18 protein-coding genes are annotated in these 25,027 nt (G+C 54.7%); 4 read left to right on the forward strand and 14 right to left on the reverse strand.

Annotated features, from left to right (window positions below):
- Positions 1 to 49 precede the first annotated feature (49 nt).
- The 6 genes from ACO0LM_RS23530 to ACO0LM_RS23555 form a co-directional block, all read right to left on the reverse strand.
- Positions 50 to 553: a 2'-5' RNA ligase family protein gene (locus ACO0LM_RS23530; RefSeq protein WP_423040497.1), complete on the reverse strand. Its 504-nt coding sequence runs from the start codon at positions 551 to 553 to the stop codon at positions 50 to 52.
- A gap of 222 nt (positions 554 to 775) precedes the next feature.
- Positions 776 to 1,099 carry a hypothetical protein gene (locus ACO0LM_RS23535; RefSeq protein WP_422984916.1) on the reverse strand — a complete coding sequence of 108 codons (324 nt, stop codon included), beginning with the start codon at positions 1,097 to 1,099 and terminating at the stop codon, positions 776 to 778.
- Positions 1,100 to 1,125: 26 nt separating this feature from the next.
- Entirely contained in the window at positions 1,126 to 2,268 is a 1,143-nt protein-coding gene (locus ACO0LM_RS23540; RefSeq protein WP_423040499.1) for an alginate O-acetyltransferase AlgX-related protein, read from the reverse strand.
- 9 nt (positions 2,269 to 2,277) lie between these two features.
- Positions 2,278 to 3,675, reverse strand: coding sequence for an MBOAT family O-acyltransferase (locus ACO0LM_RS23545; protein ID WP_423040501.1), 1,398 nt, complete (start codon positions 3,673 to 3,675; stop codon positions 2,278 to 2,280).
- Between the two features lie 25 nt (positions 3,676 to 3,700).
- Positions 3,701 to 4,357 carry a cell division protein FtsQ gene (locus ACO0LM_RS23550; RefSeq protein WP_423040503.1) on the reverse strand — a complete coding sequence of 219 codons (657 nt, stop codon included), beginning with the start codon at positions 4,355 to 4,357 and terminating at the stop codon, positions 3,701 to 3,703.
- Between the two features lie 23 nt (positions 4,358 to 4,380).
- Positions 4,381 to 5,040: an SGNH/GDSL hydrolase family protein gene (locus ACO0LM_RS23555; protein WP_422984924.1), complete on the reverse strand. Its 660-nt coding sequence runs from the start codon at positions 5,038 to 5,040 to the stop codon at positions 4,381 to 4,383.
- A 554-nt stretch (positions 5,041 to 5,594) separates the two neighbouring features.
- On the opposite strand from ACO0LM_RS23555, the gene argF reads away from it, so the two are divergent.
- The 3 genes from argF to ACO0LM_RS23570 all read left to right on the forward strand — a co-directional run bounded on the left by argF (position 5,595) and on the right by ACO0LM_RS23570 (position 8,590).
- Entirely contained in the window at positions 5,595 to 6,509 is a 915-nt protein-coding gene (gene argF / locus ACO0LM_RS23560) for an ornithine carbamoyltransferase (RefSeq protein ID WP_423040505.1), read from the forward strand.
- A 461-nt stretch (positions 6,510 to 6,970) separates the two neighbouring features.
- Complete coding sequence (locus ACO0LM_RS23565; RefSeq protein WP_422984928.1) at positions 6,971 to 8,203, forward strand: argininosuccinate synthase; 1,233 nt, start codon at positions 6,971 to 6,973, stop codon at positions 8,201 to 8,203.
- Positions 8,204 to 8,275: 72 nt separating this feature from the next.
- The gene (locus tag ACO0LM_RS23570; RefSeq protein ID WP_423040507.1) at positions 8,276 to 8,590 is read left to right on the forward strand and encodes a pyrimidine/purine nucleoside phosphorylase; all 315 of its coding nucleotides are present in this window, start codon (positions 8,276 to 8,278) and stop codon (positions 8,588 to 8,590) included.
- 445 nt (positions 8,591 to 9,035) lie between these two features.
- Here the strand turns inward: ACO0LM_RS23570 and ACO0LM_RS23575 are convergent, their stop codons facing one another.
- The 4 genes from ACO0LM_RS23575 to ACO0LM_RS23590 form a co-directional block, all read right to left on the reverse strand.
- On the reverse strand, positions 9,036 to 10,418 hold the full coding sequence (locus tag ACO0LM_RS23575; protein ID WP_423040509.1) for a family 43 glycosylhydrolase: 1,383 nt from the start codon (positions 10,416 to 10,418) through the stop codon (positions 9,036 to 9,038).
- Between the two features lie 265 nt (positions 10,419 to 10,683).
- Positions 10,684 to 13,191, reverse strand: coding sequence for a beta-galactosidase GalA (gene galA, locus ACO0LM_RS23580; protein WP_423040511.1), 2,508 nt, complete (start codon positions 13,189 to 13,191; stop codon positions 10,684 to 10,686).
- Between the two features lie 96 nt (positions 13,192 to 13,287).
- The gene (locus ACO0LM_RS23585) at positions 13,288 to 15,957 is read right to left on the reverse strand and encodes a TonB-dependent receptor (protein WP_423040513.1); all 2,670 of its coding nucleotides are present in this window, start codon (positions 15,955 to 15,957) and stop codon (positions 13,288 to 13,290) included.
- A gap of 167 nt (positions 15,958 to 16,124) precedes the next feature.
- On the reverse strand, positions 16,125 to 18,806 hold the full coding sequence (locus tag ACO0LM_RS23590; RefSeq protein WP_423040515.1) for a Tn3 family transposase: 2,682 nt from the start codon (positions 18,804 to 18,806) through the stop codon (positions 16,125 to 16,127).
- Between the two features lie 398 nt (positions 18,807 to 19,204).
- On the opposite strand from ACO0LM_RS23590, the gene ACO0LM_RS23595 reads away from it, so the two are divergent.
- Entirely contained in the window at positions 19,205 to 20,227 is a 1,023-nt protein-coding gene (locus tag ACO0LM_RS23595) for a LacI family DNA-binding transcriptional regulator (protein WP_423040517.1), read from the forward strand.
- Positions 20,228 to 20,251: 24 nt separating this feature from the next.
- Here ACO0LM_RS23595 and ACO0LM_RS23600 read toward each other — a convergent pair whose 3' ends face one another.
- The 4 genes from ACO0LM_RS23600 to ACO0LM_RS23615 all read right to left on the reverse strand — a co-directional run bounded on the left by ACO0LM_RS23600 (position 20,252) and on the right by ACO0LM_RS23615 (position 24,985).
- Positions 20,252 to 21,358 (reverse strand): arabinan endo-1,5-alpha-L-arabinosidase, encoded by a 1,107-nt coding sequence (locus ACO0LM_RS23600; RefSeq protein ID WP_423040519.1) that lies wholly within the window; start codon positions 21,356 to 21,358, stop codon positions 20,252 to 20,254.
- 472 nt (positions 21,359 to 21,830) lie between these two features.
- Positions 21,831 to 22,673 carry a carbohydrate ABC transporter permease gene (locus ACO0LM_RS23605; RefSeq protein ID WP_423040521.1) on the reverse strand — a complete coding sequence of 281 codons (843 nt, stop codon included), beginning with the start codon at positions 22,671 to 22,673 and terminating at the stop codon, positions 21,831 to 21,833.
- A gap of 1 nt (position 22,674) precedes the next feature.
- Entirely contained in the window at positions 22,675 to 23,721 is a 1,047-nt protein-coding gene (locus tag ACO0LM_RS23610) for a carbohydrate ABC transporter permease (RefSeq protein ID WP_423040523.1), read from the reverse strand.
- Positions 23,654 to 24,985 (reverse strand): extracellular solute-binding protein, encoded by a 1,332-nt coding sequence (locus ACO0LM_RS23615; protein WP_423040525.1) that lies wholly within the window; start codon positions 24,983 to 24,985, stop codon positions 23,654 to 23,656. Before ACO0LM_RS23615 ends, ACO0LM_RS23610 begins: the two co-directional genes overlap by 68 nt.
- Positions 24,986 to 25,027 lie beyond the last annotated feature (42 nt).

Below are 25,027 nucleotides of genomic sequence, written 5' to 3' on the forward strand. Positions count from 1 at the left end.
ACAAAGTCCATCCCTAAAGAGTCGTTATATAATTTACACAACAAAAATTTCACCGCAAGGCATACCTCTCCAACACCCGCCACGGGCCACTGCCCTCTTGCTCTATCAAACAAATACTGGTGAAACTGATCTGCAGAGGGTTTGGCAGGCAGGCTGTCGCGGCCAGGGAATTGCCGGGGGCTTTCGGGTTTCTGGGATGGGCCAGAGTCAGGTGTGGACGTTGGGTCTTGATATTGCTTGAGGCCAGAATGTATTCACGCAATTGAAGAAAAGCAGGTTCTCCTTCGATGCAATGCAGTATCAGGCCATGTCCCGAAAATACTTCAGCCACGCCAAACGTCAGGGTGATGGGTGGCAATACCAGGTGTTGCAGCCTTTGCCTGATGGGCGGGAAATCGGAAATTTCATCTTCGCGGCACAGGGTGATGTGTGCCGGGATAAGGCTGCTTTGTACGGGATCAACAATGCTGCGCACGCGTTCCAGCTCCACCGCTGCCAGAGCGGGGACAAGCGCTGGGACAAACATGCTCAATTGCTGGCGTGTGGTGGCCATTGGGTAAATTCAATGCGCTTGTAAAAAGATCCATCGTGGAAGCCAGGTACTTATTTTAGCCTATGGTCACTTAGCCTCGGTCACTCAGTCAGCGTTCACCTAGCCAGCGTTCGCAAAGGTGCGGAATGCAAGCCACTTTCGGCACTGATGCCGGAACCGGATAAAACGACGATTTTGTTGGTTTGTACTTCAGGTTTCATACTGCTGGCTTCAATTGAAGCATCAAAGAAGCATCAGCCTACCATCAACTGTGCGGACGATGTCAACGCTGTCTTCATCGTAGTCTTGTCTGCACGTATATATCGTACTGTCATCTGGTTTGATGGATATGGCTATCACCTGCATGTCATCGCCACTGACCTGGCTTGCCATGGCTTCCACTTTTGGGATGTCTGCCTGAAGCGCGAGGAAGATAGTATCGACCTTTGATAACCGCAATACACGATCGCCCCCTTCCATATATTGAACCCAGATCAGCACGCGACCTATCTGAAATTCATCCCCGTCCGGGTAAGAGTCTAAAGGCTCACTGAGCACACTATTCATTAGCATTCTGAAAATCACCCTCTACATCAAGTCTTTGGACCTAACGACGCCAGCCATTTTTTTTCTGATACAGTCAGTGGCTTGGGTAGCATACGCTCTGGCACTTCCCAGACGACGACCTTGGGGGCCTGGGTTTTGAATTCGTTGCTGTTCAGGTAGGCATAGGCGGCGCCGTCGAAATCACCGCCATCCTTGGCCAGATTGGCGACTGGCGAACCCAGGTGCTGGCTGAGGAAGGGCGAGAAATTCGAGGCACGGCTGAAGGACGTGCCCACCAGTGCCACGGTTGGCAAACCAGCGTCGCCAAACAGGTCATCACTGGCCACGGCAACGGGTGCCACTTTGCTGATCTGTGTGACTTCGGTGGCCGGGCGCATCCAGGTCGGCAAGCCTTCGAGGTTGGAGACGCGCATCAGGTCGCCTGAACGTTCTACCCTGGATGATTGTATGGCATTGGGGTCACGCGCATCTTTGGGTTTATCTGTCAGGTTCAGCGCCTGCAGGTACTCTGCCAGGGCTTTGGCGGCGGCGTTGGAGCCGTGCTCGTTCCAGTGTGAATCGCTGCGGTAATAGCGTTCTTCTGCCGTGGCAGCCAGTGCGGGGGTAAAGTCCAGTGCATCGACCTTGCTGTCACCCAGGATTTTTACCCAGTCGTCTACGCGGGTGGCAAAGCTGGCAGGACGATGCAGGCCGCACAAATGGTCGTGCTCGATACGGGTCTTGTCGGGTACCACGGCAACCACCAGTTTGATGCCGCGTTTTTGCAAATCGCTGGCGGTCTGGGTGATGATCCTGGCCCGGGCGGCGGCATTATCGGCAGCATTGGCGAAGGGGGTCAGTTCATCCGTCAAGAACAACCAGTCGGCACAACCCTTGCGCACCGATACACCGGTATCACCAGCCAGCAGCCAGGTCACGCCGCGCTCGATTTTTGCAAATGGTTTGCTGAGCATGAAGTAGTTATTCAATTGCGCAGAAAACTGGCGGGTTGCGTCACCATCCAGCAGGCGTTTGGGATTATCTATGCCTGCCCATCTTTCAGTCGGCACCGCATTCAGCGAAGTCTGGGTCACAATCAGGCCCCCCAGCATGATGGCGGCAAAGGCTGTCACCGGCAAGAAACGGGTCCAGCCAGCTTTTTTGGGATCAAAGTTAAAACATTCACTCATGATCGTCTCCTAAAACTGGAAATACAGAAAGGGAATGGCCTTTTGCCCGGCCAGTACCACAACGGCATAGGCAAAGGTCAGCACTGGCCAGGTCATGCTCCAGCCGACAAAACCCAGGCCGCCGCGTTTGCCGACTAAAGTGGCCGGATAGACGACGCAGATCAGGCCCAGCACAAAGGTCAGCACGATACTGGGGCGCAATGCGAGGGCAATGGCGTCCCCCATGGCGACGCCATGCAGGCCAAACTGACCGGCCAGCAAATCCATCGCAGTCGCAAAACTGTCCGACCGGAACACGGTCCAGGCCAGCATCACGACCAGCAAGGTCAGTGTGCGGGACAGGTAATTGGGCATGGATAAACCGCGCTGGGTAAACATGCGGTCACAGCACAAAGCCGAGCCGTGGATGATGCCCCAGATCAGGTAATTCCAGTTTTCACCACCGTGCCACAAGCCGCCTATGGCCATCGTCAGCATCAGGTTGACGTAGGTACGACCAGCACCATGACGATTGCCGCCCAGGCTGATGTACAGGTAATCCCGCAGCCAGGATGACAGCGTCATGTGCCAGCGCCGCCAGAAATCCTGTATCGACACGGACAGATAGGGGTTGTTGAAATTTTCCTGGAAATCGAAACCCAGCATCAGGCCCAGGCCGATTGCCATGGCGCTGTAACCGGCAAAGTCAAAATACAGTTGCAGGGTGTAGGCGGCGCAGCCGGTCCAGGCATCTACCAGCGATGGGTTTTTAAGGCCGAATGCCAGTGTCACGATGGGTGACAGGGTGTCGGCAATCAAGACCTTCATCGAAAAACCGACCATGAAGCGGCGCACACCAGCGGCAAATTTGTCGATGGAAAATACCCGTTCGCGCAATTCGGTATCGATGACCTTGTAACGCACGATGGGGCCAGCGATCAGATGCGGGAACATCGCCATATAGGCGCTGAAAGAAATAATGCTGTATTGCGCCGGCACGGTTTTGCGGCGTACATCGACGATATATGAAATCGCATGCAAGACCGTGAAGGACAGGCCTATCGGCAGCATCAGGTTTTCCCACGGGATGGTGGGCATGTCACGACCGGTCAAAATGGTATTGAGCGAATACACCAGCATATTGGTGTACTTGTACCAGACCAGCGAAGCCAGATTCAGCACGATGGCAGCGACCATGATGCGGGTCTTGCTGCGTTCATTGCTGCTCTTGTCGATCAATATGGCTGCAGCCCAGGCCAGCACGGTCAGGGCAATGATCAGTACCAGGAACTTTGGCGTCCACCAAGCATAAAACAGCCAGCTCCCCACCAACAAGGTGTGATTGCGAAACCGCTGAGGAGTGACCAGGTAGAGGGCAAAGAACAGGGGCAGGAAGAGAGTCAGGAACTCTAGAGACGCAAATACCATGGATCGTACCCGTGCTTAGCGTGGATCAGGAAGTACTGTCACGGACGAAGAAGGTCTGACGTCCTTTTTTGCCCGGCATCACAACGACGCTATAACGTTCACCGGCCTGCAACTGGCCCAGGTCTACTGTCTTGCCTTCTGCTTTCGCATCACACATGGCTTGCGCTTTCAGGCTGATAGGATTCACCAGACGGCGTTGCACAGTAGCCGGTTTGACGGCATCCAGTATTGGTGTATTTTTGACTGCCACATTCAGGCCAGCGACAGCGCAACTGGTATCCAGGTTCAGCAAAGCAAGTGAAGAACGGCTGGCATTGAAATCTGTCGGTGACTCTTTGATGATGACGGTTTCTATGCCTGTGCCTTTGCTGACAATGGCAATGGTGACAAATTCACCCGGCTTGGCAACGACTTCCACCGCTGTTTTTGCAGTGCCGACCTGTACATTGGCCGCCAGCTTGGCACCGGCCTTGACCGGATAAAAACGGGACACCCTGCCGTCGCCCTGGGCTGCCAGCGCCACTTTCGCAGCGCCATTCACCACACTGGCCTTGTCTTCGCTGGCGTTGAGGAAACGCACAAAGGAAGAATCCTGGGCAGGACCGGTTTCATATAAAGGATTGTCGGCATGTGCCGCCATCGCCAACATAGAGCCCAGACAGGCAACGATCAGTTTTTTCATGATTAAGGGTGACCCGGTTTAATTTATTTTTTAATGTTTTGCAAAACGGCTGGCGAAGAAATCGCATTGCCTATCGCCGTACCCCAGGCTTTGTAACCAGCCAAATCAAAATGCTGACCATCAGACGAAGCCCATTCACCCGGCTTGGACATGTTCAGTGAGTCAACATAGGTACAAGGCGCAACGATTTCAGACAGGTAGCCAGACATTTCTTTAGCACGTGCAAAAGTCTTGTTGAACTTGCCGCCTTCAGTGCCCCATGCCGGGCCAACCCAGACGCAGCTCACAGCATTGTTTTTGACACCCTTGGTCAGGCGCGTCACTTGTTGCCAGATCCAGGTCTTTGGCAGCTCTGGTGCGGCATACGATGCCATGGTGTCGCCATTGACGACCACCACCAGATTCGGTTTATATGTTTTAACCAGTTCATTGAAAGGACGGGTCATTGCGTCCTGGCCGGTTTTCACTTCTACCGGGCCATCCTTGATACGGCTTGCACCGCCACATGGTGATTGGCTTTTTACCATCCAGTCACCGGCGGCGACGCCGCAAGCACCGAAGGAATACACGACAGCGCCCTTGCTCATCAGATCATCATGCAAAGTCGTGATCAGATAATCGGGGGTCGACATATGGCTATCGCCAATAATCAGGACAGTGAGTCCGGCTAAGAGTGCGCTCATAATTTATCTACTTTTTGTTGATTTATTGGATAACAAGTGTTTGTCATACTTGCCTCACTTGCGGGAGCAATTGGAGGTCGCTGTAACAACAAACGCCATCGGTTGCAGTTTTCGGAATCGTTAAATCCTGTTAAATACAAAATCCATTTTTCTGCGTTTTCTGCAATATATTTGAGTTTAAACAAATCAATCAGCAATGCCAGCTAGTTGACTAAAATTCACAAATTGTAAACTGCATCAAAACGGGAAATGCAATAATTGTTACATATTGAAATTTTTGGAACGGGGAGAAACGCGGCAAAAAGACGGCAAGCTGGCGGTGAATCATTGCAGGTATGGCAAGATTTTCAACCCCGAATTCAAAAACCTGCGTAGAATGGGTTGGGGGTATTGACTTGGCTTGTTGACCTATCTTTTGGCAAGCAAAAAAGTCAGGTCAACACCCTCTGGATTTGTCTCTACCCAGAATTTAATATGGGAAAGGCGAATTAATCCCTTATAATGAAGCAGTTATGACAAGCGGCGGCAAGCTTAACTTGCTGCCCGTTTTATTTATGGCTATCAAACATTTCCTGCAGTTCTCCGATTTTTCGCTGTCCGAATTTGAATACGTGATGCAGCGTGCGCGCATCATCAAGCAGCGTTTCAAGGCTTACCAGACCTATCACCCTTTGCTGGATAGAACCCTGGTGATGGTGTTCGAAAAAAATTCCACCCGTACCCGCCTGTCTTTTGAAGCCGGCATGCACCAGCTGGGCGGTGCCGCGATTTACCTGAATACCCGCGACAGTCAGTTGGGCCGTGGCGAACCGGTAGAAGACGCAGGCCAGGTCATGTCCCGCATGTGCGACATCATCATGATCCGCACCTTTGAACAAGAAATGATAGAGCGCTTCGCCGCCAACTCGCGCGTGCCCGTCATCAATGGTCTGACCAATCAGCATCACCCCTGCCAGGTACTGGCCGATGTGTTTACGTATATTGAACACCGTGGTTCCATCACCGGCAAAAAGGTGGCGTGGATAGGCGACGCCAACAATATGCTGTATTCGTGGCTGCAGGCAGCGCAGGTATTCAACTTCCACCTGCATATTTCCACGCCCAAGGGCTATGACATGGACCTGTCGCAAGTCACCGCCGACAAGTCGCAGTACACGGTGTTTGACAGCCCGTCTGACGCCTGCGCCGGGGTTGACCTGGTGAATACCGATGTCTGGACCAGCATGGGTTATGAAGATGAAAACCAGGCCCGCCTGAAAGCCTTTTATGGCTGGATCGTCGACGAAGCCAAGATGGCCCGCGCCCATCCTGACGCCCTGTTCATGCATTGCCTGCCGGCGCACCGTGGCGAAGAAGTGTCCGCCGGTGTAATCGACGGCCCGCAGTCAGTCGTGTGGGACGAAGCCGAAAACCGCCTGCACGTACAAAAAGCCTTGTTGGAATTTTTGGTGGTGGGCGAGATTCGTTGATCTTGTTTCATGCACGGTAAATTTTGGAAAAGACCTCTCAACACAGAGGCACAGAGGCACAGAGACACGGAGACAGCATAGAGAAAACCGAAGAAAATCTTGTTATGGCTCATCTGATATGGGCCAAAGGATTTGTGATCTGGACAAGGTTTTTATCCAGGCCCAGGTGGCAAAAGACGGGTATCTGTGATTTTGTTGGGCTGATAAAACGTAGCCCAACCTACAAGTTAAGTATTTATATAGCTGCAAATTAATTTAAAGAAACCAGCAGACTCATGCTGACCAAGAATCAACCTGGATTTCCTCCATGTTTTTCCTCTGAGGTGCAGCAGGGAATTCGAATGGCATGCCATTCGCCTGCGGAACGAAGACTTCTTGCAAGAAGTCTTTCCTTCCTCTGTGCCTCTGTGGTGATCTTTTCGGTTTTAAGTCTTATGTTTTAATTTTTTCGAGAGCACATCATGAGCGATATTAAAAAAGTCGTCCTAGCCTATTCGGGCGGTCTGGATACCTCTGTCATTTTGAAATGGCTGCAAGATAATTATCAGTGTGAAATCGTCACCTTTACCGCCGATCTGGGCCAGGGTGAAGAGCTGGAACCGGCGCGTGCCAAAGCCATCAAGTTCGGTATCAAACCTGAAAATATCTACATCGATGATGTACGTGAAGAATTCGTGCGCGATTTCGTGTTCCCGATGTTCCGCGCCAATACGATTTATGAAGGTGAATACCTGCTGGGCACTTCCATTGCCCGCCCACTGATCGCCAAACGCCTGATCGAAATCGCCAAAGAAACCGGTGCTGATGCCATTTCCCACGGTGCGACCGGAAAAGGCAATGACCAGGTGCGTTTTGAACTGGGTGCGTATGCCCTGATGCCAGGCGTCAAGATCATCGCCCCATGGCGTGAATGGGATTTGCTGTCGCGCGAAAAACTGATGAAATATGCAGAAGACGCAGGCATAGACATCGACCAGAAACATAAAAACGGCGGCGCGCCCTACTCCATGGATGCCAACCTGCTGCACATCAGCTTTGAAGGCCGTCACCTGGAAAACCCAAGTGCCGAAGCCGAAGAATCCATGTGGCGCTGGACAGTTAGCCCAGAAGCAGCACCCGACCAGGCAGAATACCTGGATATAGAATTTGAACGCGGTGACATCGTCGCACTGAACGGCGTACGCATGTCGCCAGCAACAGTGCTGACAGAACTCAACCGCCTGGGCGGCAAGCACGGCATCGGTCGCCTGGACCTGGTTGAAAACCGCTATGTCGGCATGAAATCACGCGGCTGCTATGAAACCCCGGGTGGCACCATCATGCTGCGCGCCCACCGCGCCATTGAATCCATCACCCTGGACCGTGAAGTCGCCCATCTGAAAGATGACCTGATGCCACGTTACGCCAGCATGATCTATAACGGCTACTGGTGGGCACCAGAGCGCGTCGCGCTGCAAACGCTGATCGACCATACCCAGCACACCGTCAACGGCTGGGTACGCCTGAAACTGTACAAGGGCAATGTCATCACCGTGTCGCGCGATTCCAAAACCGATTCGCTGTTCGACATGAACATCGCAACCTTTGATGAAGATGGCGGCGCCTACAACCAGGCAGACGCTGGCGGCTTCATCAAACTGAATGCATTGCGCATGCGTATTGCTGCCAATGCCCGCGCAAAACGCGGTCAGTAATCATTTAAATTTTTATCTATTCCAGACCCGCTCATTGATTTGTGCGGGTCTTTTTTTTCGGAGCTATCCAGCATGTCTACCCAATTTGATCAAGTCAGCGTCGTCAAAAAAGCCAATCTGTATTTCGACGGCAAATGCGTATCCCACACAGTACTGTTTGCTGACGGCAGCAAAAAAACCATAGGCGTGATCTTCCCATCCAGCCTGGTATTCAACACCGGTGCCGCAGAAATCATGGAACTGAACGCCGGCAAATGCCGCATCCGCCTCAAGGGTGAAACCGAATGGGCAACCTACGAAGGCGGCCAGCAATTCAATGTACCGGCCAATTCCAGTTTTGAAATCGAGACTATTGATACGCTGGATTATGTTTGTCACTTTGTGTGATCAGTCAGCATTTGAAAATTACTTAGCAAACTAATTTGGATGTATTTTTCAGAAAGATACATCCAAATATTCACTGCCTCTCCGGCAATGTTCTTCCTATTGTATTTGCTGGAAATTTCAACAAACAATCAAGGTTAACTTGCGACAAGAGTACCCGCTATTAACAGCACATCTCAGTACACCTCAGCCTTACCAGATGTGTTGACTGCACATGGTTTCAATCTCCCGCCCGTTCAAATAAAAATCGGCAGACTGACCGCGCGGAATCCATACCCCCCCTTCATGATAATGAATTTAGAATGGCGCATTCCTCCTACCTTTGGGTAAATGCTTAATGCATCATCTTTATTCAAAAAAATTTCGCCTGTGAAAGGGATGGCTGGCCCACCATCTTCCGCAGGCTAGAGTGACACAGATCAGAACCCGGCAGACTGTCGGATGAAGACTAAAACAGATAGGGCCAGCCATCTACAGTGAAGCCAACGCGGTTGATCCCGAGCGTAGCTGCTCCATTGTTGTTACCGTCATAGTAGTGGTACACCATCAATGGACCATCGTTGTCGGTCATGAGACTCTCGCCGCCTGGGCCCTGAATGCGGCCATGTGCACTCACTAAGATGGTGCCGCCCCCACTGAGCATGTTGAGACCGCCACGATCATAGTAGGGACCGGTAATCGTGCTCGAACGTCCCACTATCGTGCGATAGTGGCTGTTGACACCGCTGCAGCAGTTATTGATCGAAGCGAAGAGATAGTAGTACCCGTTGTAGTAGTACAGGTATGACCCTTCCAGGCCATGCGCTCGCTCAGCCAGATGATAGTTCGTTGTATTGCTTGTTGATTGCTTGCCGGTCGATGGATTCAATTGAATCATATAGAGGCCATGCCACCATGATCCATACGACATCCAATAGTTTTCGCTCTGGTCTTGAATAATGCTGGGGTCGATTGCGTTAAAGGCACTCGACGAGTTCGACGAGACCACAATGCCCTGATCTGTCCATGAAGTGCTGTTCGGAGTCGATGCAGTCGCGAGACCGATTGCCGAGATTTTCGATCCGTCGCTGGAAGCGGAATAGTACTGATAATACTGGTTATTCATGAATACCACGTTGGGCGCCCAGAGCATGCCACCATTGGTATAGGTATTGGTCCAGGAAGGCAAGGGTGTTAGCCCGCTGCCGGCACTGGTAAAATTGATCCGGTCGGTGGACGAGGCGAGCGATCTGTTGGTTCCGTAAAGCCAATACGTTCCCCCTGCGGCTCGCAGCATGAACGGATCATGTACACCTGTGCCGCTACCGCTCACGGTTCCCGGCAATGGGTAGGGACTATTGCCAGTGCTTACCAGTTGCCATTTCTGGCAAAGGCAACCCGTCGCCCCCCATTGATCGATGGTCGCACTTGGCACCAGGCTTCCCTGAAAAACCTCCAGATACAAGCCACTGTTGTCGTTCTTGATCATGTAGTTACCGTCGCCCGTCTGAGTGATGGTCCAAAGGTGATCCGTGGTGCCATTATCAGCCCATTGAATTATCGGTGCGCCATTGGCTGTGGAACCGCTCGACACCCCCATCACCTGGTGGGTCAACATGTTCTCAATGTTGTACTTGCCACTGCCCATCGGGATGAAGTGCCACAACTTGTCGCTGGCACCGTCATCGTTCCGTTGCACCAGTACGCTTCCTGCGGTCTGGGTTGCGTTCGTACTCAGGACCAATCCGCTGTTGACGTTCTTGATTTTGAACGTCACGTTGTCGTCGACGATCACTTGTGCGACTGCCTGAGCTGCCCATACAAACAGCACCATGAATGCAAACTTCTTCATCAAGATTCTCCTCTATTCTTTGATATTAAGTTGGTGACAGCCGCGAAGCGAAACGTTAATCAACAATACAAGTCCCTACCGCATAAGCGCAATGCATGGCGCGAAAACGAAAAAAATGTCAATTCATCTTTCCCGGTTCGCAATATCGTTTTTGGGACACCGATGAGGGGTCGCAGAAAATGAAAGAAAACGTACGCCAACCGGCCGTTTCGAAAGGCCGAGGAATGGGCAAAGGCCGAGTGCTGCGTCTGCAATGATCGCCGCTTCATGGCTTACCAGCTTTCGGCGCCGCGGCGGTGGTCACATAGGCGATCGGCTGCACGGCCTTGACCGGAATCGTCAGCGTAGCGGGAATAAGACCCTGCGCGCTGGCGCGCACCTCGATCGTGCCGCCGCTGTCCCAGTTGCTCTGCACGATCAGTTGCGCCAGGCCGTTAAACAGCTTGCGCGTTTTGCCCTTCTCGTCCTCATGCGAATTCGGATCGCCATTGCCGTGGCCAATCGACTTGCCGGCACCGGCGATCTCGAAGCTCACTTCGTCGTTCGCCAGCGGCACCGCCCGGCCTTGTGCGTCGAGTGCGCGCACGGTGATCGGCATCGCGTCGTAGCCATCGCCGGCGAGCGCGCCGCGGTCCGGCACCAGTTCCAGCGCGACCGCCGGGCCAGTAGTCTCGACGCTGGTGCGCGCCACTTCCTTGTCGCCGGTGTAAGCGATCGCCTCCAGCTTGCCGGCTTCATATCTCACCTTGAAGTCGTTCATGCGATAGTTATCGACCTTCTGCTCGCCGATCTCGCGGCCATTCAGCAAGAGCTTCACGCGCTCGACGTTGGCCATCACTCTCACGACAATCTCCTGGCCCTCCTTGCCCGCCCAGTTCCAGTGCGGCGCAATGTGGACCAGCGGTCTATCCTTGATCCACTGCACCTGGTGCATGTAGTACGCGGTCTTTGGAAAACCGTTCAGGTCCATGATGCCGAAGTAAGAACTGACCGAGGGCCACGAGGTGTACGGCCACGACTCGCCGTGGTAGTCGAAGCCAGTCCAGACGAAGCCGCCGGCGACGAAATCACGCGTGCCGATCGCCTGCCAGGCATCGCGATGAGTATTCCCCCAGACCGGGTACTCGTTGTCGTAGCTGCCCTCGATATGACGCGCCTTATCGGTCGTGTATTCGCCGCGCGTCATGAACGCCGAGGTATCTTCCGAGCTCGTGAAGGGCTTGCCGGGATAGGCCGCATGGTATTTGTCGTACTCGGGTATCTGGTAGTTGGCACCGACGACGTCGACCGCGTGCGATACGTTGAGCGGTGTCAGCAGGCCATTGCTCATGGCGGCAGTGGTCGGCCGGGTTCCGTCAAGCGCCTTGGCCAGGGCCACCATGCGGCGCGCCATTTCGTAGCCAGCCTCGGTCGCTTGCACTGGCTCTTCATTGAACACCGACCACAGGATCACCGAAGGATGATGGCGGTCGCGCTTGACCATCCACTCGAGCTGTTTCATGTAATCCGGCGACGGATTGAAATTGCGGTTCTCGGCCATCACCAGGAAGCCCATGCGGTCCGCCATGTCCAGCACTTCAGAGGCAATCGCATTGTGCGAGAAGCGGATCGCATTCACACCGAGTTCCTTCAGACGGCGCAAGCGATACTCCCAGATCGCATCGGGCACGGCGACACCGACGCCGGCATGATCCTGGTGCAGGCAGACGCCTTGCAGCTTGACATGTGCGCCATTCAGGAAGAAGCCCCGCTCGGCATCGAAACGCAACGTGCGAAATCCGGTGTCAAGGGCGACCTGGTCAACCGTCTTGCCGTTGCTGCGCACGGTCGTGGTGACGTGGTACAGCGCGCCCTTGTCGAGAGACCACAGCGACGGACGGCGTATCGTCATCGGCAAGGACGCGGTGACCTGCGCCAGCACCGGAACATCGATCGAGGTGCTACGGCGCGCCACCTGCTTGCCGTCCGGGCCGGTGACGACCATCTCGACGTCGACACGCGCAGCTTGCTTGCCGTCGTTCTCGAGCGTGACCTGGGCCGGAATTTCCCAGCTATCACCCTTCACCTGGCGCGGCGTGATGCGCACGCCATCGGGCACGATATGTACGGCATCGGTCTTGACCAGCCAGCTGTGGCGGTACATCCCGGCGCCTTCATACCACCAGCCTTCCATCGCATTGGCGTCGACCCGGATCGCGATGACGTTCGGGTTGTTGTCGCCATACAGGAGATAGGGCGTGATGTCGACGCGAATCTCGTTGTAGCCGGACCAGTTGTGGTTGACGAGGTTACCGTTCACCCAGACCGTGGCGTGCGTGGCGATGGCACCGAACTCAAGCTCGACGTGCCGGCCGCGATCGCTCTCAGGCACGGCCAGGTAGCGCCGGTACCAGCCAATGCCGCGCTGGCGAAATCCCTGTGCCGGGTTGGCCTTGGCATCGAAGGGCTGTTCGATCTGCCAATCATGCGGCAGGTCGAGCTTGCGCCACGCCGTGGCGTCGAACTTGACGGCTGCGGCGCCGGATGCAAGGCCGGCCTTGGTCGCATAATAGGTCTCGTCCTGCGTGACCGGTACATGAAACGGAATGTCGCCGAGATGAAACAGCCAGCCGCGATCGAGCGACAGGCGTTCGCGTCCACTGTCGGCGTGCGCCGGGAGGACAAGCAGGCCGGCAAGCACGGCGCACAGAAAATGACGACAACCAAATCGTCGACTGAAAAACGTATACAAATCCTGTGTCATTGAGTGTTCCTCCAAAATAAATTTATGCATGGCTGTCTGCTATCAATTCCAACAAAAAATGGTAGCCTAAGCTGCCGAAGCCGCCATGACGGCAGCGAGGAAATAAGGCTCAAACCAGACCAAACCTTAGTTGACTTTCCAGTTCAGCATCAGGGCGATGGCGCGCTCGCTGCTGCGAGTGACAAATGGAAATACGCGCGAATCATCCCAGTAGACGCGGAACTTGTAGTTCAACAAGTTGGTTCCAGTCACGAACATCGACAAATCCTTGTTGATCTTGTAGCTCAGCGAACCGTCGAGCGACGTCATCGGAGCGACGAGCCGGTCGTGCGCGGGTGCCACACCCGCATTGCCGTCACGGTCGCCGTACACCTCGGTGAATTTAGAACGCCAATTGTACGCCAGACGACCGGACCACGGGCCGCGCTCATACAGGCCAACCAGGTTATACGAGTACTTCGACATGCCGGTGAACTGCTTGCCTTCGAGCCTAGGATCGACCGATGACGTCACACCACCAGTCATGTAGGTAAAGTTCGCCTGCATGCCCAAACCGCTCATCCAGCCCGGCAACCGATCAAAGAACTGCTGGGAAGCGAGCTCCAGGCCTTGCAACTGCCCCTTGTCCGAGTTGTACGGCCGCGTGGTCTGATAATTCACGCCCTGGAAGACTTCCGGCACGGACTTGGACATGATGTAACCGTCGAAGTTGTGACGGAACACCGTGGCGCTGACCATGCCGGTCCGCGCAAAGTAATACTCGAGTGCGGCATCCAGATTTTGACCGGTGAACGGCTTGAGATCTGGATTGCCACCCGACGCCGAGGCCTGAATCGTCGTGCCGTTAGAATTCACATACGCGGTTCCCGGGTTCAACTGACCGAAGTCAGGACGGGTCAGGGTCTTGGCGTAGGCAAGACGGCCTATCAGCTCATCGGTCAAAGCCAGCTTGAAACTTGCGCTTGGCAAGACATTTGTGTTGCTGTTACTTTTTTTCGTATCGACATAAGCGCCATTCACCTGGCTCTTGCCCAACAGATCGGCATCGGTCTTGGTGACGCGAACGCCGAGCAGGCCGTCAACCGGCATTTTGCCGAGGTCAAAGCCGACCTTGGTCTTCAGGTAAAGCGCCACGTTCTTTTCGGTGTCGCTGAAGAACGAGCCCGGATCGATCCCTTTGGCGGCCGAGCTACCTGTGATGATCTGGCGGATGCTGCCTGTACTGTTGAGCAGGTAGCTCGCGCATGGCATGTACCAGCCCGACGTGCCGTAATTTTCCGACATGGTCGGTGCAGTGCAATTCATACCGGAGATCGAGCCGGCCTTCACCGTCTTCGACGCATCCCACGCGCCGTTGTAGCCCGGCGCCATCACGCTGCCTTCGTACGACTTGATCGAGTCCGCTTCGCGCTTGTTGTAGCGCACGCCAACGGAGAATTCCTTGAAGAAGCCCTCACTATCCGGAATGTAGGTCGCGTCGGCGCGCCAGTCACTGGAGCTGCCTGTGTCCCGACCGTAGCGGTCGAAGAGCTGAAATAGATTGACATTGTTGCCGTTGGCCATATCAATGCCACTGTACTGTGCAAATGCGGCATCGTGGACATTGGTCTTGATGAAGACGTTCGGCACGTTGATCAAGGTGTCGAGAATCGGGTTCTGCCAATCGTATTTGCTCGCGGTGCGCGCCAGTTCGGTCGTCACTTTCAGGCTCGGCGTCGCTTGCCACCTGCCGCCGATTGCATACTGCGACGTTTTGTTGTCGGCGTGCCGCGCCTGGGTCGACAGGATCGTGTTGGCATTGCGCGAAGTCAGCGTGTCGAGCTGGTCGGTACCAGGAATCTTGGTCGCCGAAAATGTGTCGGCCCACCATGGCAAACCAACCAGGAAGTCGGTCTCATCGGTATTCTGGTAATGCGAATTGATACCTTCAGCATACAGTTCCAACCCCTTGTTCGGACGCCATTGCACTGCGAAGTTCTCCGCTGTGCGTTCGCGCTTTCCGAACACTGGCAGGAGACCGATGAGGTCGGGGCCGGTCAGATTCGGCAGCAGCCAATCCTTCTGGATCGGGAAGGACTGAAACGACCCCTCTTCGAAGAACCTGTCTTTCACATGAGACACGCCGAACAGGGCACCGACTTCACCGATGTCGGTCTTCCAGCGATTCGACACCATGCCGTTGAATTGCGGATCGGTATGCTTACCCTTGTCCTTGTAGACGACGCCACCGTTGACGCTGGCCTGGAAGCCCTTGAAGTCGAATGGGCGATTCGTACGCACATCAATCAGCCCAGCAATGCCGCCTTCCGCCAGGTCGGCGCTCTGGGCTTTATAGACGTCGACACGCTGCAGCATCGCGGACGGAATGTCGGCCAGTTGGATGTAGCGGCCGGTGGTGGTGAACATCTCGCGGCCGTTGAGCGTGGTGGCGATACCGGGCAAGCCTCGGATCAACACCGTGTTGGCTTCGCCGACACTGCGGCGCACCTGGACGCCGGTGACGCGGGCGATTGTCTCCGCCACGTTCGTATCCGGGAATTTACCAATATCGTCGGCGACGATTGAGTCGATCACCAGATCGGAATTTTTCTTGATCGATTGCGCGCTCTCGGCTGCGGCACGCACGCCAATCACAACAACCTGAGCCGGCTCGCCCTCGACAGCATTTGTCTCTGCGGAAAATCCGAACGGGGCAAGCGATAGCATTCCTATGCCAGCAAGTGCAAGCGCGACGCGTTTCGGAACAATGCGCTGACCGGTGGTGGCAGCGACGCTGATAAATTTTGAATTTTTCATAGTCTCTTATGGTTGGTTTAGTATTGTTGATGCTGCTCTTTTTTATTCCTTGGCGCCAAACCAAATGTACGGTATTGAAAGAGTCAATGCCAATTCATTTTCTCGGCTAACCGATCTTGTTTTCGTAATGCCGACTGGGCATTGCAGAGATCAGAAAAAAACGTACGCTAAGCATTCTTCTGCCGCCAAACATAGGGCCCCGTCAGGTCGATATGCTCCCAACTTGTCGGCCAAAGATGGTGCAGCAGCTTGTCGTCGACAACGTTGTCGCCATCCAGCGATGTGTGCATCGCACGTTTCAAGTGAACTGTGTTCCAGAACATGATGGCCTGTGTCACCAGGTTAAGACCGCTGGCGCGATAGCGATCGCGTTCGAAAGTATGGTCGCGTACACCATCCAAACGGCTAACGAAAACCGAGCGGGCCAGCGCGTCGCGTGCTTCGCGCCTTTCCAGCTCGGCGTGCACGCGGCCGCGCAACTCGACGTTTTGAAGCCAGTCGAGAATGAACAAGGTGTGTTCGATGCGTCCCAGCTCGCGCAGCGCCACGCCCAAGCCATCCTGACGAGAGCGACCACCTATCTTTCGGAGTGCCAGCGAGGCTGTCAACGTGCCCTGCCTGATCGAGATGGCGAGTCGCAGTATCTCGTCCCAATGCGTGCGTATGTGCTTCAAATCAAGCACTCCTCCAATGAGCGTCTTCAGCGCCGACGTGTCATCGTCATTGTTGACGGTGTACAGCCGCACGGCCTTCATGTCGAAGAGCCCCGGCACGAATTGGATGCCGAGCAAGTGCGCCAATGCGAACGCATGGTCGACGCAATGCTCCTCCGCGCGCAGTTCGGTATCCTGGCGCGGACCGTCGTGCGTATAGGGTACGCCGGACAACTCGGCCAGCGCAGCGGAATAGCCGGTTTCACGCACATGCCACGCTTGCAGCCACTTCAGCCTGGCATAGGTCGTTCCGGGACAGGAGTCGGCCATCTTGTTCAAGCCGAGATTGATGCCGTCGGCCAAGATCACGGATAGCAACAGGGTCTTGTCCTTTGCCTGCTTCCCGTCCTTCAGATGAACAAAGTGACGCGTGAAGTCCGTCCATTCATCCACGTCCATCAAGAGTTCGGTAAGCTTCACGCTAGGCAGCCGCCTGGTCGCCTTTTCAATGAATGTTCGGATAGCGTCCTTCGTCGGTTCGAGTGGCGCGATCTCCAGCCCGGCCGCGGTGATGCTTACCCCCGGCAGCGCGTTGGTTGATGCGAGGCGGTTGACCACATCAAGCCGTTCTTCCAGGAGCGTCAATCGATCGTGCAGATACCGATCGCAGGCGGCGTCGACAGCAAGAGGCAGTTCGTTCGCTCGCTTAAGTGCCTGGAATTTCTTGGCAGGCAACAGGTACTCGTCGAGACTCTTGAATCGGCGCGAACCGTCTACCCAAATATCACCAGAGCGCAGCGCGTCCTTCAGCGCATCCAGGGTGCAAATTTCATAGAGGCGGCGATCGATACCGGCGTCGCTGATCACCCGTCCCCGCCATTCTAGCCTGATGAAGCCGGCAGGAGCATCGGCTGGCACTTTAAGGACGTACCCAGTGTTCATGCGACGCACGACCTTGATTGCATCGAGCAGGTCTTGGGCAGCCGGCGTGGCGTGCAACGTGAATACGTCGAGAAATGCTGGCGTATAGCGGCGCAGCGTACTGAACTGCTCACGAACAAAGCACAGGTGGCCGGACGATTCTTGCGGCGCAAGCTGATCGGACTCGCCGTGTTCGACATCGTCCCAGGTGGCAATCGCCTCGATGGCGGCATAAGAAACGCTGCCTGCCTGCCGACTCTCCGGCAAGGCCTGCCCCATCCGGAAATATCGCACCCCAATCCCATTGGATGTCTTGCCCGGCACGCCGACATGCTGCAGATATTTCGTCTTCGCGCCACAGAACAGTTCTAATAGAATACCGTCGTGCAAGTCGATAATCTCGTCGGTAACGGTTGCCATTCGCTCCGACATCTCTGCAAGCAACATGGCATAACGACGCTCGCTCGCGAGTTTTACCATGTCAGCCGCCGACATTTTCACGCTCTCGTGAGCGATCTTCTGCAGACGGTTCTGATCGATTCTACGGCCTATTCCGTCCGGTAACTCCAGCGACTGGAGTGTCTTCAGGCGTGCGATATGTTCGAGTATGGACTGCGGGTTCTGCTTTGACGGCGAGCGCCGCAGCCACGTAAGCCAAGTCAGACTGCCGTGAGGCTTCACCTGCAGCAGACCGTCGAGCTGACAGCGATGACGTTCGCTTAACGGCTTGACCAACGCACGATGGGTGCGCCGGTTGGCACAAGCGAGCGCATCTGCGCATACCCGGTCGATTACCTTCAACGCCGGCAGGATAACCCGCCGCTGGCGCAGCACCGCCATCGCATGTTCGGCCAGCCGCAGCGGATTGTCCGTCCGCATTGCGACCTCTGCAAGCAAACGCACCAGAAAACGGAAGTCCGACAGGCCGAAGGAAGACAAACCGAGATAGCAGCGCAACTCCTTAACATGTTCGCGTCGGGTCTCGTCGCGCACGCCATACTTCGCCCAGGAACCGGCATCGACCCTTACCTGCCAGGCGATCCAGTTAATCATGGCCACAGGGACTTGCGCGTCGGTCCCCAGCGCATATCCCGGATAGTGCAGTAAGGCCAGTTGCACGGCAAAGCCGAGACGGTTGGCGTCGCCGCGGCGCAGCCGGATCAGCGCAATATCCGACTCGCTAAAGGTGTAGAGGAGCCGCAATTCATCCTCGCATCCCGGCAGGGCACCCAAGCCGGCCCGTTCGGAGGCAGACAGTATCGAGCGACAAGGCATGGTCAGCCGTCCATTTCGACGTATTGGCCCGAAAATCGGGCGCACAAACCGATCGCCGGCAAGCAGCGCTGGCTTCGGAGAGTCGGAAGCATTAGAAACGCTGAACGAGCGCCACCTTGTCGGTCACAGCTTGATGGTAGCAAGCCGACGGCGGGACGCCTGGGGTCGGCAGCCACTTCGCGCAACTCGGAATAGCTACGTGTCCGCAGGGATCTTCCGGCGGACATGCATTGGCGCACGCGCAAATTGATGGCAGCCACAGCTTCATCTCCTTACATATTCTTATTTGGTTTATCGTTAAACCTAGTATTTTTTCGATTCTAGTTGAACGTAAAACCAAATTCAAGGAAAATCTCGGGACGCAGCGCAAATCCGCAACACCTTGGGGAAAAATTTAGATGGCAACAATTAAGGAAGTCGCAGCCCATGCCGGCGTCACACCGACAACCGTCACTAATGTTTTGCGCGGGCGCGGAAAAACTGGCGAACTGACACGACAGCGTGTGCTGGATGCTGTCGCGCTATTGCGCTATCACCCCAATCTCACGGCGCGTGCACTGGTGGAACGCAAGGCGCCCACCTTCGCGCTGATGCTACCCTGCATCACAAACCCGTTCTACCCAGAATTCATGTTGCACGTAGGTCTGGCCGCCCGTCGGCAAGGCCGTTACCTGATTGTATGCAACACGGATCATGAATTGGACGATGAAAACCGATTCCTCGACGAGGTAGCGGGCTCGTTGTCAGACGGAATTCTGGTCGCCAACTATCCAGACATCAACTTTGAGCAACTCAAGCGCGTAGTCCAACGAGGCATCCCCGTTGTCATCGATTTGTGGGAGGATCCCGACTCGCCTCCGGGAATACCCTGCCTGGCATTTGACGGCCGGCAAGCCGGTCGCATGGCCACAGAACATCTCGTCGCACTCGGGCACCGGGCAATCGGCGCGATCATTGCCAGTCCTAAAAACGGTATCCACGACATGCGCTATAAAGGGTTTCGCGATGTATTGCGCTCTGCACGGATAAATTGCCCCGCCTCTGCAGTTCGATATTGCGCAGATACTTTTGAAGCAGGAAAAGAGACTGGAATTGAACTCCTTACTTCCATGCCGGACCTCACGTCGATATTCGTGTCCAACGATCTGGCGGCAATCGGCGTGCTGGAAGCAGCTGCAAGTTTGGGACGCAAGCTGCCGGATGATCTTTCCGTTGTGAGCATCACAAATATCATGGTGGCAAGCCAGTCTCGGCCGGCACTGACGACCGTCGCCATTCCAACGGCGCGCATGGCCGCGCGCGGCATCGAACTCCTGACCGAAATTCAGGAAGGGAGACACCATTCTCCCCCGATGGAATGTATCCACGACTTGGAATTGATCGTACGAGCATCCACCGCAAAGCCACGGGACGCGCAATAGCTCGGCCCGCGATGGCTAAATGGATTAAGGCACGATCTCCGGCCATCCCGATGTGAAGTCGAGCGAATTTACGAACAGATAGTCCAGTCCATTGCGCGACAAATTGAGAGCATGGAAGGTAATCAGACTGGCAGCCTTATGCGTTGCATCGCCCGGATCGACATATGCGGTTTGCCCACCAGGACCGCTCCATTGGCTATTTCCTAGCAATAAAATTGTCCCACCTCCCAACAGCATGTCCTTGCCGTCCTTGTCATAGAAGGGACCGTTCGGCGAAGTGCCGCGCCCGACGACAATCTTATAATTGCTATTGGCAGGATTGGCGTCGCAGCAGGAATCCCACGAGACAAACAGGTAGTAATACGAACCAGCATGGATCATGGACGCTCCTTCGACAGGATCGTACAGGACCGTGCTGGCGCGGCGCGCGATATTCCTTATAGTGCTGCTCGCCTTGACCATGCCCGTTGCCGCATCGATTTCATGCTGGAATATGCCTCCCCAGAAGCTGCCGAAGTTTAGCCAGACCTTGCCGTCGCTATCGACCAAAATATTAGGGTCGATGGCATTGAAGTTGCTGCTCGAATTGGAGGTGAGAATGGGGCCATGGTCGACCCATTTATATACCGGGTCCGTCGGATCGAGCGTCGAATTTGTCGCGACGCCAATAGCGGAAGTATTCAGTCCCATCACCGAAGCGGCGTAATACATGTGATAGCTTCCGCCAAAGTATGAGATGTCCGGCGCCCATATCATGGTTGCCCCCGGCACAGTGGACGCGATCCAGGAAGGCATCGCGGGGAATACGAAACCGCAATCAGTATAGGCGACTTTGTCCTTACTGCAACGAATAGGAATCACGCCACGCTGACTGACCGGGGCATCCGTAGAATAGACGTACCACGTATCGCCCTGGCGAATAATGGCCGGATCGTGAATGAGGGTGACCGCCCCGGTCAAATTATTCTTGGCGAGAGGGCCGGTTAAGTCAGCTGCGGGAACTGAAAGCTGTGAAGCCGTTCCGCCGCCACACGCAGTGAGGGCGGCGCAAACCAACATACCAATCCCGCAGAACGCCCGGCCTAGAAAGGATGCTGATCTGCGGCGCGAGCAAAGTCCATGATGTTTCATTTGTCTCCTTGTGCATTTGCATGAATTATGAATTTGAATCGCCATCGAATGCCTGGATTCATCCGGCGACCATGTTGAAACGCGTCTCTCTCTGCCGACACTTCCATCATTCTGGAGGGGAGGATAGTCTCGACGGCATTAAGCATGTTGCATAAGCGATAAGCGGCTTGTCGTTGCCTATCGTGCAGACCCAATGTATCGCAAGGAAATCGCAAATTCCAATTCATTTTCTCCGGCTTGCGATATCGCTTTCGAGCTTCCGATGACATGTCGCAGAAAACAAAAGGAATCGTACGCTAGCCATTCATGAGAAATGCGGGACTCGCCCCACCCCGGATCGATCAGACCACCGGATACGAGGAGGAGAACAGAGAAATCGTCACCCAGGCCTCAAGGGCGACTGATGTTGCCCGGCGACCGTTAACAGATCAACTGACGACATTTCATGCGCCAATACTTTGTCCCGGCAATCTTAAGCTTTGAGTGCGCCCGCCATCATCCCTTTCACAATACGTTCCTGGCCAAAGGCGTAGGCGACGATCAGCGGTAGCGACGTGAGCGTCACTGCAGCCAGCATTGCGGGAATATTCGAGGCGTACTGTCCCTGGAAATCCCACACGGCCAGTGGCAAGGTGCGGTGTTGCGGCGTCGACGTGAGAACGTAGGCAATGATAAATTCATTCCATAACGAGATGCCGTTGTAGATGGCCACGGTCGATAGCCCCGGACCCGACAGGGGCAAAAACACCTTCCAGAAAATTTCAAAAGGCCCGCAGCCATCGAGCAGAGCCGCCTCCCCCAGCTCGCGCGGGATCTGCCTCATGAACTCGGTCAGTATGAATATGGACACGGGCAGGCTGGTGGCAACATACGGCCCAATCAGCGCAAACTGCGTGTCATAGATACCCATTTTAGTGGTCATCAGGTAAATCGGTATCAGCGTGATGTGCAGCGGCACAATCATGGCCGAGACAATCAGCCCAAAGAGCGGCTTGCTCAACCGAAACTGGATGCGAGCCAGTACGTACGCCGCCATCGAGCTAATCATCAGGATCAAGCCTATCGACACAACGACAACAATAACACTGTTTTTCAAATAGGTACCAAAGGCACCTTGCAGCACTTCGACATAGCTGCTCACGTCCAGATGTTGCGGCAAGGCCCAAACCGGGCTGGAAAAAGTCTCCTCAGGTGACTTCAGACTGGTCATGACGACAAAGATAAACGGCAAGGTCGTCACTGCCAACCACAACATCCCCAAGACTCCCACGGCGAAACGTGGTGCGATACCGCAAGCGGATGATCTTGAGCTCATTTCAGACCTCCGTTTGGTAGCGTCGGGTCAATCGCAGGACGCTTGCCGCTATGATCGTTACCACCAGGAACATCCCCGATGCCACCGCGCTGCCATAGCCAAGCTGGGATGAACTAAATACCGTGCGATACATGTAGGTAGCCATCAGTTCCGATGCGCCTTCCGGACCTCCTTCCGTCATCACATAGGTCAGATCGAAGTAACGCAGTGAACCGACAGCCGTGAGAAAAACTGCCGTCCTGATGGTCCCCTGAAGGTGCGGAAGCTTGATGTGCCAGAAAATTGTGCGCTCGCTCGCCCCGTCAAGCCGAGCAGCCTCGCCGACCTCTGCGGGAAACGAAGACAGGCCAGCCAGAAACAGCACCATATAAAAGGGGATGTTCTGCCAGCATACGACGGCGATCACTGCCCCGAGCGAGTAACGCGTGTCACCCAGCCAATCTTGCGCCAGCCAGTCAAGATGAACCGCGCGAAGGAATTCATTGAGCGGACCAAAGTTCGGATCAAAGATATTCTTGAACAGCACGCCCAGCGCGACACTCGACATCAACATGGGCATAAAGTAGAGAATCTTGAGGATGCGCGAACCCTTGCTGGCCCTATCCAGCACCAGCGCAAGCACCAACGCAATCGGCATCTGAATCAGAATGGAAAAAATCGCCAACAGAACATTGTTTCTCAGCGCCTTCCAAAACAACTGATCGGTTGCCAAGATGCGCCAGTTGGCCAAGCCGATAAAGTGTCCGCCACTCCCTAAACCATTCCAGTCGAGCAAAGAAAGCTGAAAACTGCTGACCAAGGGATACAGGAGGAAGACGCAAAGAAATAGCACTGCTGGCGTCAGGAACAGCACAATGAAGGCATTTTTCCGTAAGCTCTCCCGTCCCGGCTTGCGCGGCTGCGGGGCCATCATGCTTGCTGATCTGCCGTAGAAAGAGGCTGTGCCATTCTTGTTTTCTGGTGCATGATCACAGCTCTCCTTAGCCGCCGAAACGCCAACGATGGACAACAGGTAATGAACGATAGCGAAGTTCTGCCTTGGCAGCATCTTCCATCTGCTGCGCCGCGACTTCAGGCGACAAGGAGAGTCCAAAGATTGCCTGAGTAATATCCTTGTGGAGCTCCGCCATCGTCGGCGATAATTCCTGGTCATACCAATGTTGTACATTAGGGACTTGCACAACCAAGTCCATTATGCGATTCAAGTAAGGGGCGCTCGCCTTCAGGCCTTTGACAGGAATGATCCGCATGTCATCCAGACGCGCCAGCGCGGAAGTGTAATCGGTCAGGAATTGAATGAGCCGAAACGCGGCATCGGGGTCCTTGCATGCCGACGAAACACTGAAGAAATTGTCGCCCACTGTCCCCACGACGGTGTTCGGATTCCCTTTTCCGCCTGGCACTGCGGGAAAGGCGAAGAAGTCGAGTTTTTCGTAGAATTTGGGATTTTCGCGTTGAATGGTGGCGATCTCCCAGCTTCCCATCAATTCCATTGCCGCACGCCCCGAGTAAAGTAGACGGCGTGAGGCCCCAACCTCATAATCAAGTCCATTGTAGCCTTGCGCAAAGGCTCCAGCCTTAACCAAATCTTGGATCCGCTTGCCAGCTTCAATAAAGGCTGGCGCCGTAAAACTGCCACCCGGAGCGCGATCGACCGCTTTTTGAAACACACTTGAGCCACCAATGCGGTCGACCAGATAGGCGTAATACATTGATCCCGGCCATTTATTTTTGTTTGCCAGAGCGAGCGGCGCAATATGATTTGCTTTTAACACCGCCACTACATTCATCAGCTCATCCCATGTCTTTGGCGGCGTCAGCTCATATTTTGCAAAAATCTCCTTGTTATACAACATGACCGCCACCGCAATATTCTCACCGGGAACGCCATACTGCTTCCCGTCAAAGGTCACCAAATTGAATCCGGCCGACATGAAGCGTTCACGAAAACCGCTGCCCTTGGCCAGTAGCGGTGTCAAATCGAGTACCTGATTGGATTTTACATATTCACGCAGCGCCTCGCCGCCCCGGGATATGAACACGCACGGCGGTTCATGGGCACTGAAAGCAATTTTGAGCTTGGTCTTGTAAGCATCGTTGAGGATATGGGATTGCTCGACCTTGTGGCCAGGATTGGCCTGCTCGAACCGGATGGCGGCATCGCGCATAATTTTTACTGCGTTCGGGGTCGTCTGAATATCCCACTGTGATATGGCTTTGCTTTCCTGAGCTCGCAAGGCTAGCGGCATCAAGGCGAGCAAAGTTATTGCTCGGACAAGCAGCTGCGCCTTCGAAACGGGGCATTGCGCCATAATTCATCTCCAAATTTCAAGGCGGCTTCAAATACCAGGCAC

Origin of the sequence: Undibacterium sp. Di26W (assembly GCF_049340265.1) — a bacterium.
Lineage (GTDB): Bacteria > Pseudomonadota > Gammaproteobacteria > Burkholderiales > Burkholderiaceae_D > Undibacterium.

Coding starts and splice junctions, on each gene's coding strand:
- ACO0LM_RS23575 (WP_423040509.1), bottom strand. CDS start 10,418: ATGAAGAAGTTTGCATTCATGGTGCTGTTTGTATGGGCAGCTCAGGCA.
- ACO0LM_RS23595 (WP_423040517.1), top strand. CDS start 19,205: ATGGCAACAATTAAGGAAGTCGCAGCCCATGCCGGCGTCACACCGACA.
- ACO0LM_RS23585 (WP_423040513.1), bottom strand. CDS start 15,957: ATGAAAAATTCAAAATTTATCAGCGTCGCTGCCACCACCGGTCAGCGC.
- ACO0LM_RS23605 (WP_423040521.1), bottom strand. CDS start 22,673: ATGAGCTCAAGATCATCCGCTTGCGGTATCGCACCACGTTTCGCCGTG.
- argF (WP_423040505.1), top strand. CDS start 5,595: ATGGCTATCAAACATTTCCTGCAGTTCTCCGATTTTTCGCTGTCCGAA.
- ACO0LM_RS23615 (WP_423040525.1), bottom strand. CDS start 24,985: ATGGCGCAATGCCCCGTTTCGAAGGCGCAGCTGCTTGTCCGAGCAATA.
- ACO0LM_RS23600 (WP_423040519.1), bottom strand. CDS start 21,358: ATGAAACATCATGGACTTTGCTCGCGCCGCAGATCAGCATCCTTTCTA.
- ACO0LM_RS23590 (WP_423040515.1), bottom strand. CDS start 18,806: ATGCCTTGTCGCTCGATACTGTCTGCCTCCGAACGGGCCGGCTTGGGT.
- ACO0LM_RS23555 (WP_422984924.1), bottom strand. CDS start 5,040: ATGAGCGCACTCTTAGCCGGACTCACTGTCCTGATTATTGGCGATAGC.
- ACO0LM_RS23610 (WP_423040523.1), bottom strand. CDS start 23,721: ATGCTGCCAAGGCAGAACTTCGCTATCGTTCATTACCTGTTGTCCATC.
- galA (WP_423040511.1), bottom strand. CDS start 13,191: ATGCATAAATTTATTTTGGAGGAACACTCAATGACACAGGATTTGTAT.
- ACO0LM_RS23545 (WP_423040501.1), bottom strand. CDS start 3,675: ATGGTATTTGCGTCTCTAGAGTTCCTGACTCTCTTCCTGCCCCTGTTC.
- ACO0LM_RS23530 (WP_423040497.1), bottom strand. CDS start 553: ATGGCCACCACACGCCAGCAATTGAGCATGTTTGTCCCAGCGCTTGTC.
- ACO0LM_RS23570 (WP_423040507.1), top strand. CDS start 8,276: ATGTCTACCCAATTTGATCAAGTCAGCGTCGTCAAAAAAGCCAATCTG.
- ACO0LM_RS23565 (WP_422984928.1), top strand. CDS start 6,971: ATGAGCGATATTAAAAAAGTCGTCCTAGCCTATTCGGGCGGTCTGGAT.
- ACO0LM_RS23550 (WP_423040503.1), bottom strand. CDS start 4,357: ATGAAAAAACTGATCGTTGCCTGTCTGGGCTCTATGTTGGCGATGGCG.
- ACO0LM_RS23540 (WP_423040499.1), bottom strand. CDS start 2,268: ATGAGTGAATGTTTTAACTTTGATCCCAAAAAAGCTGGCTGGACCCGT.
- ACO0LM_RS23535 (WP_422984916.1), bottom strand. CDS start 1,099: ATGAATAGTGTGCTCAGTGAGCCTTTAGACTCTTACCCGGACGGGGAT.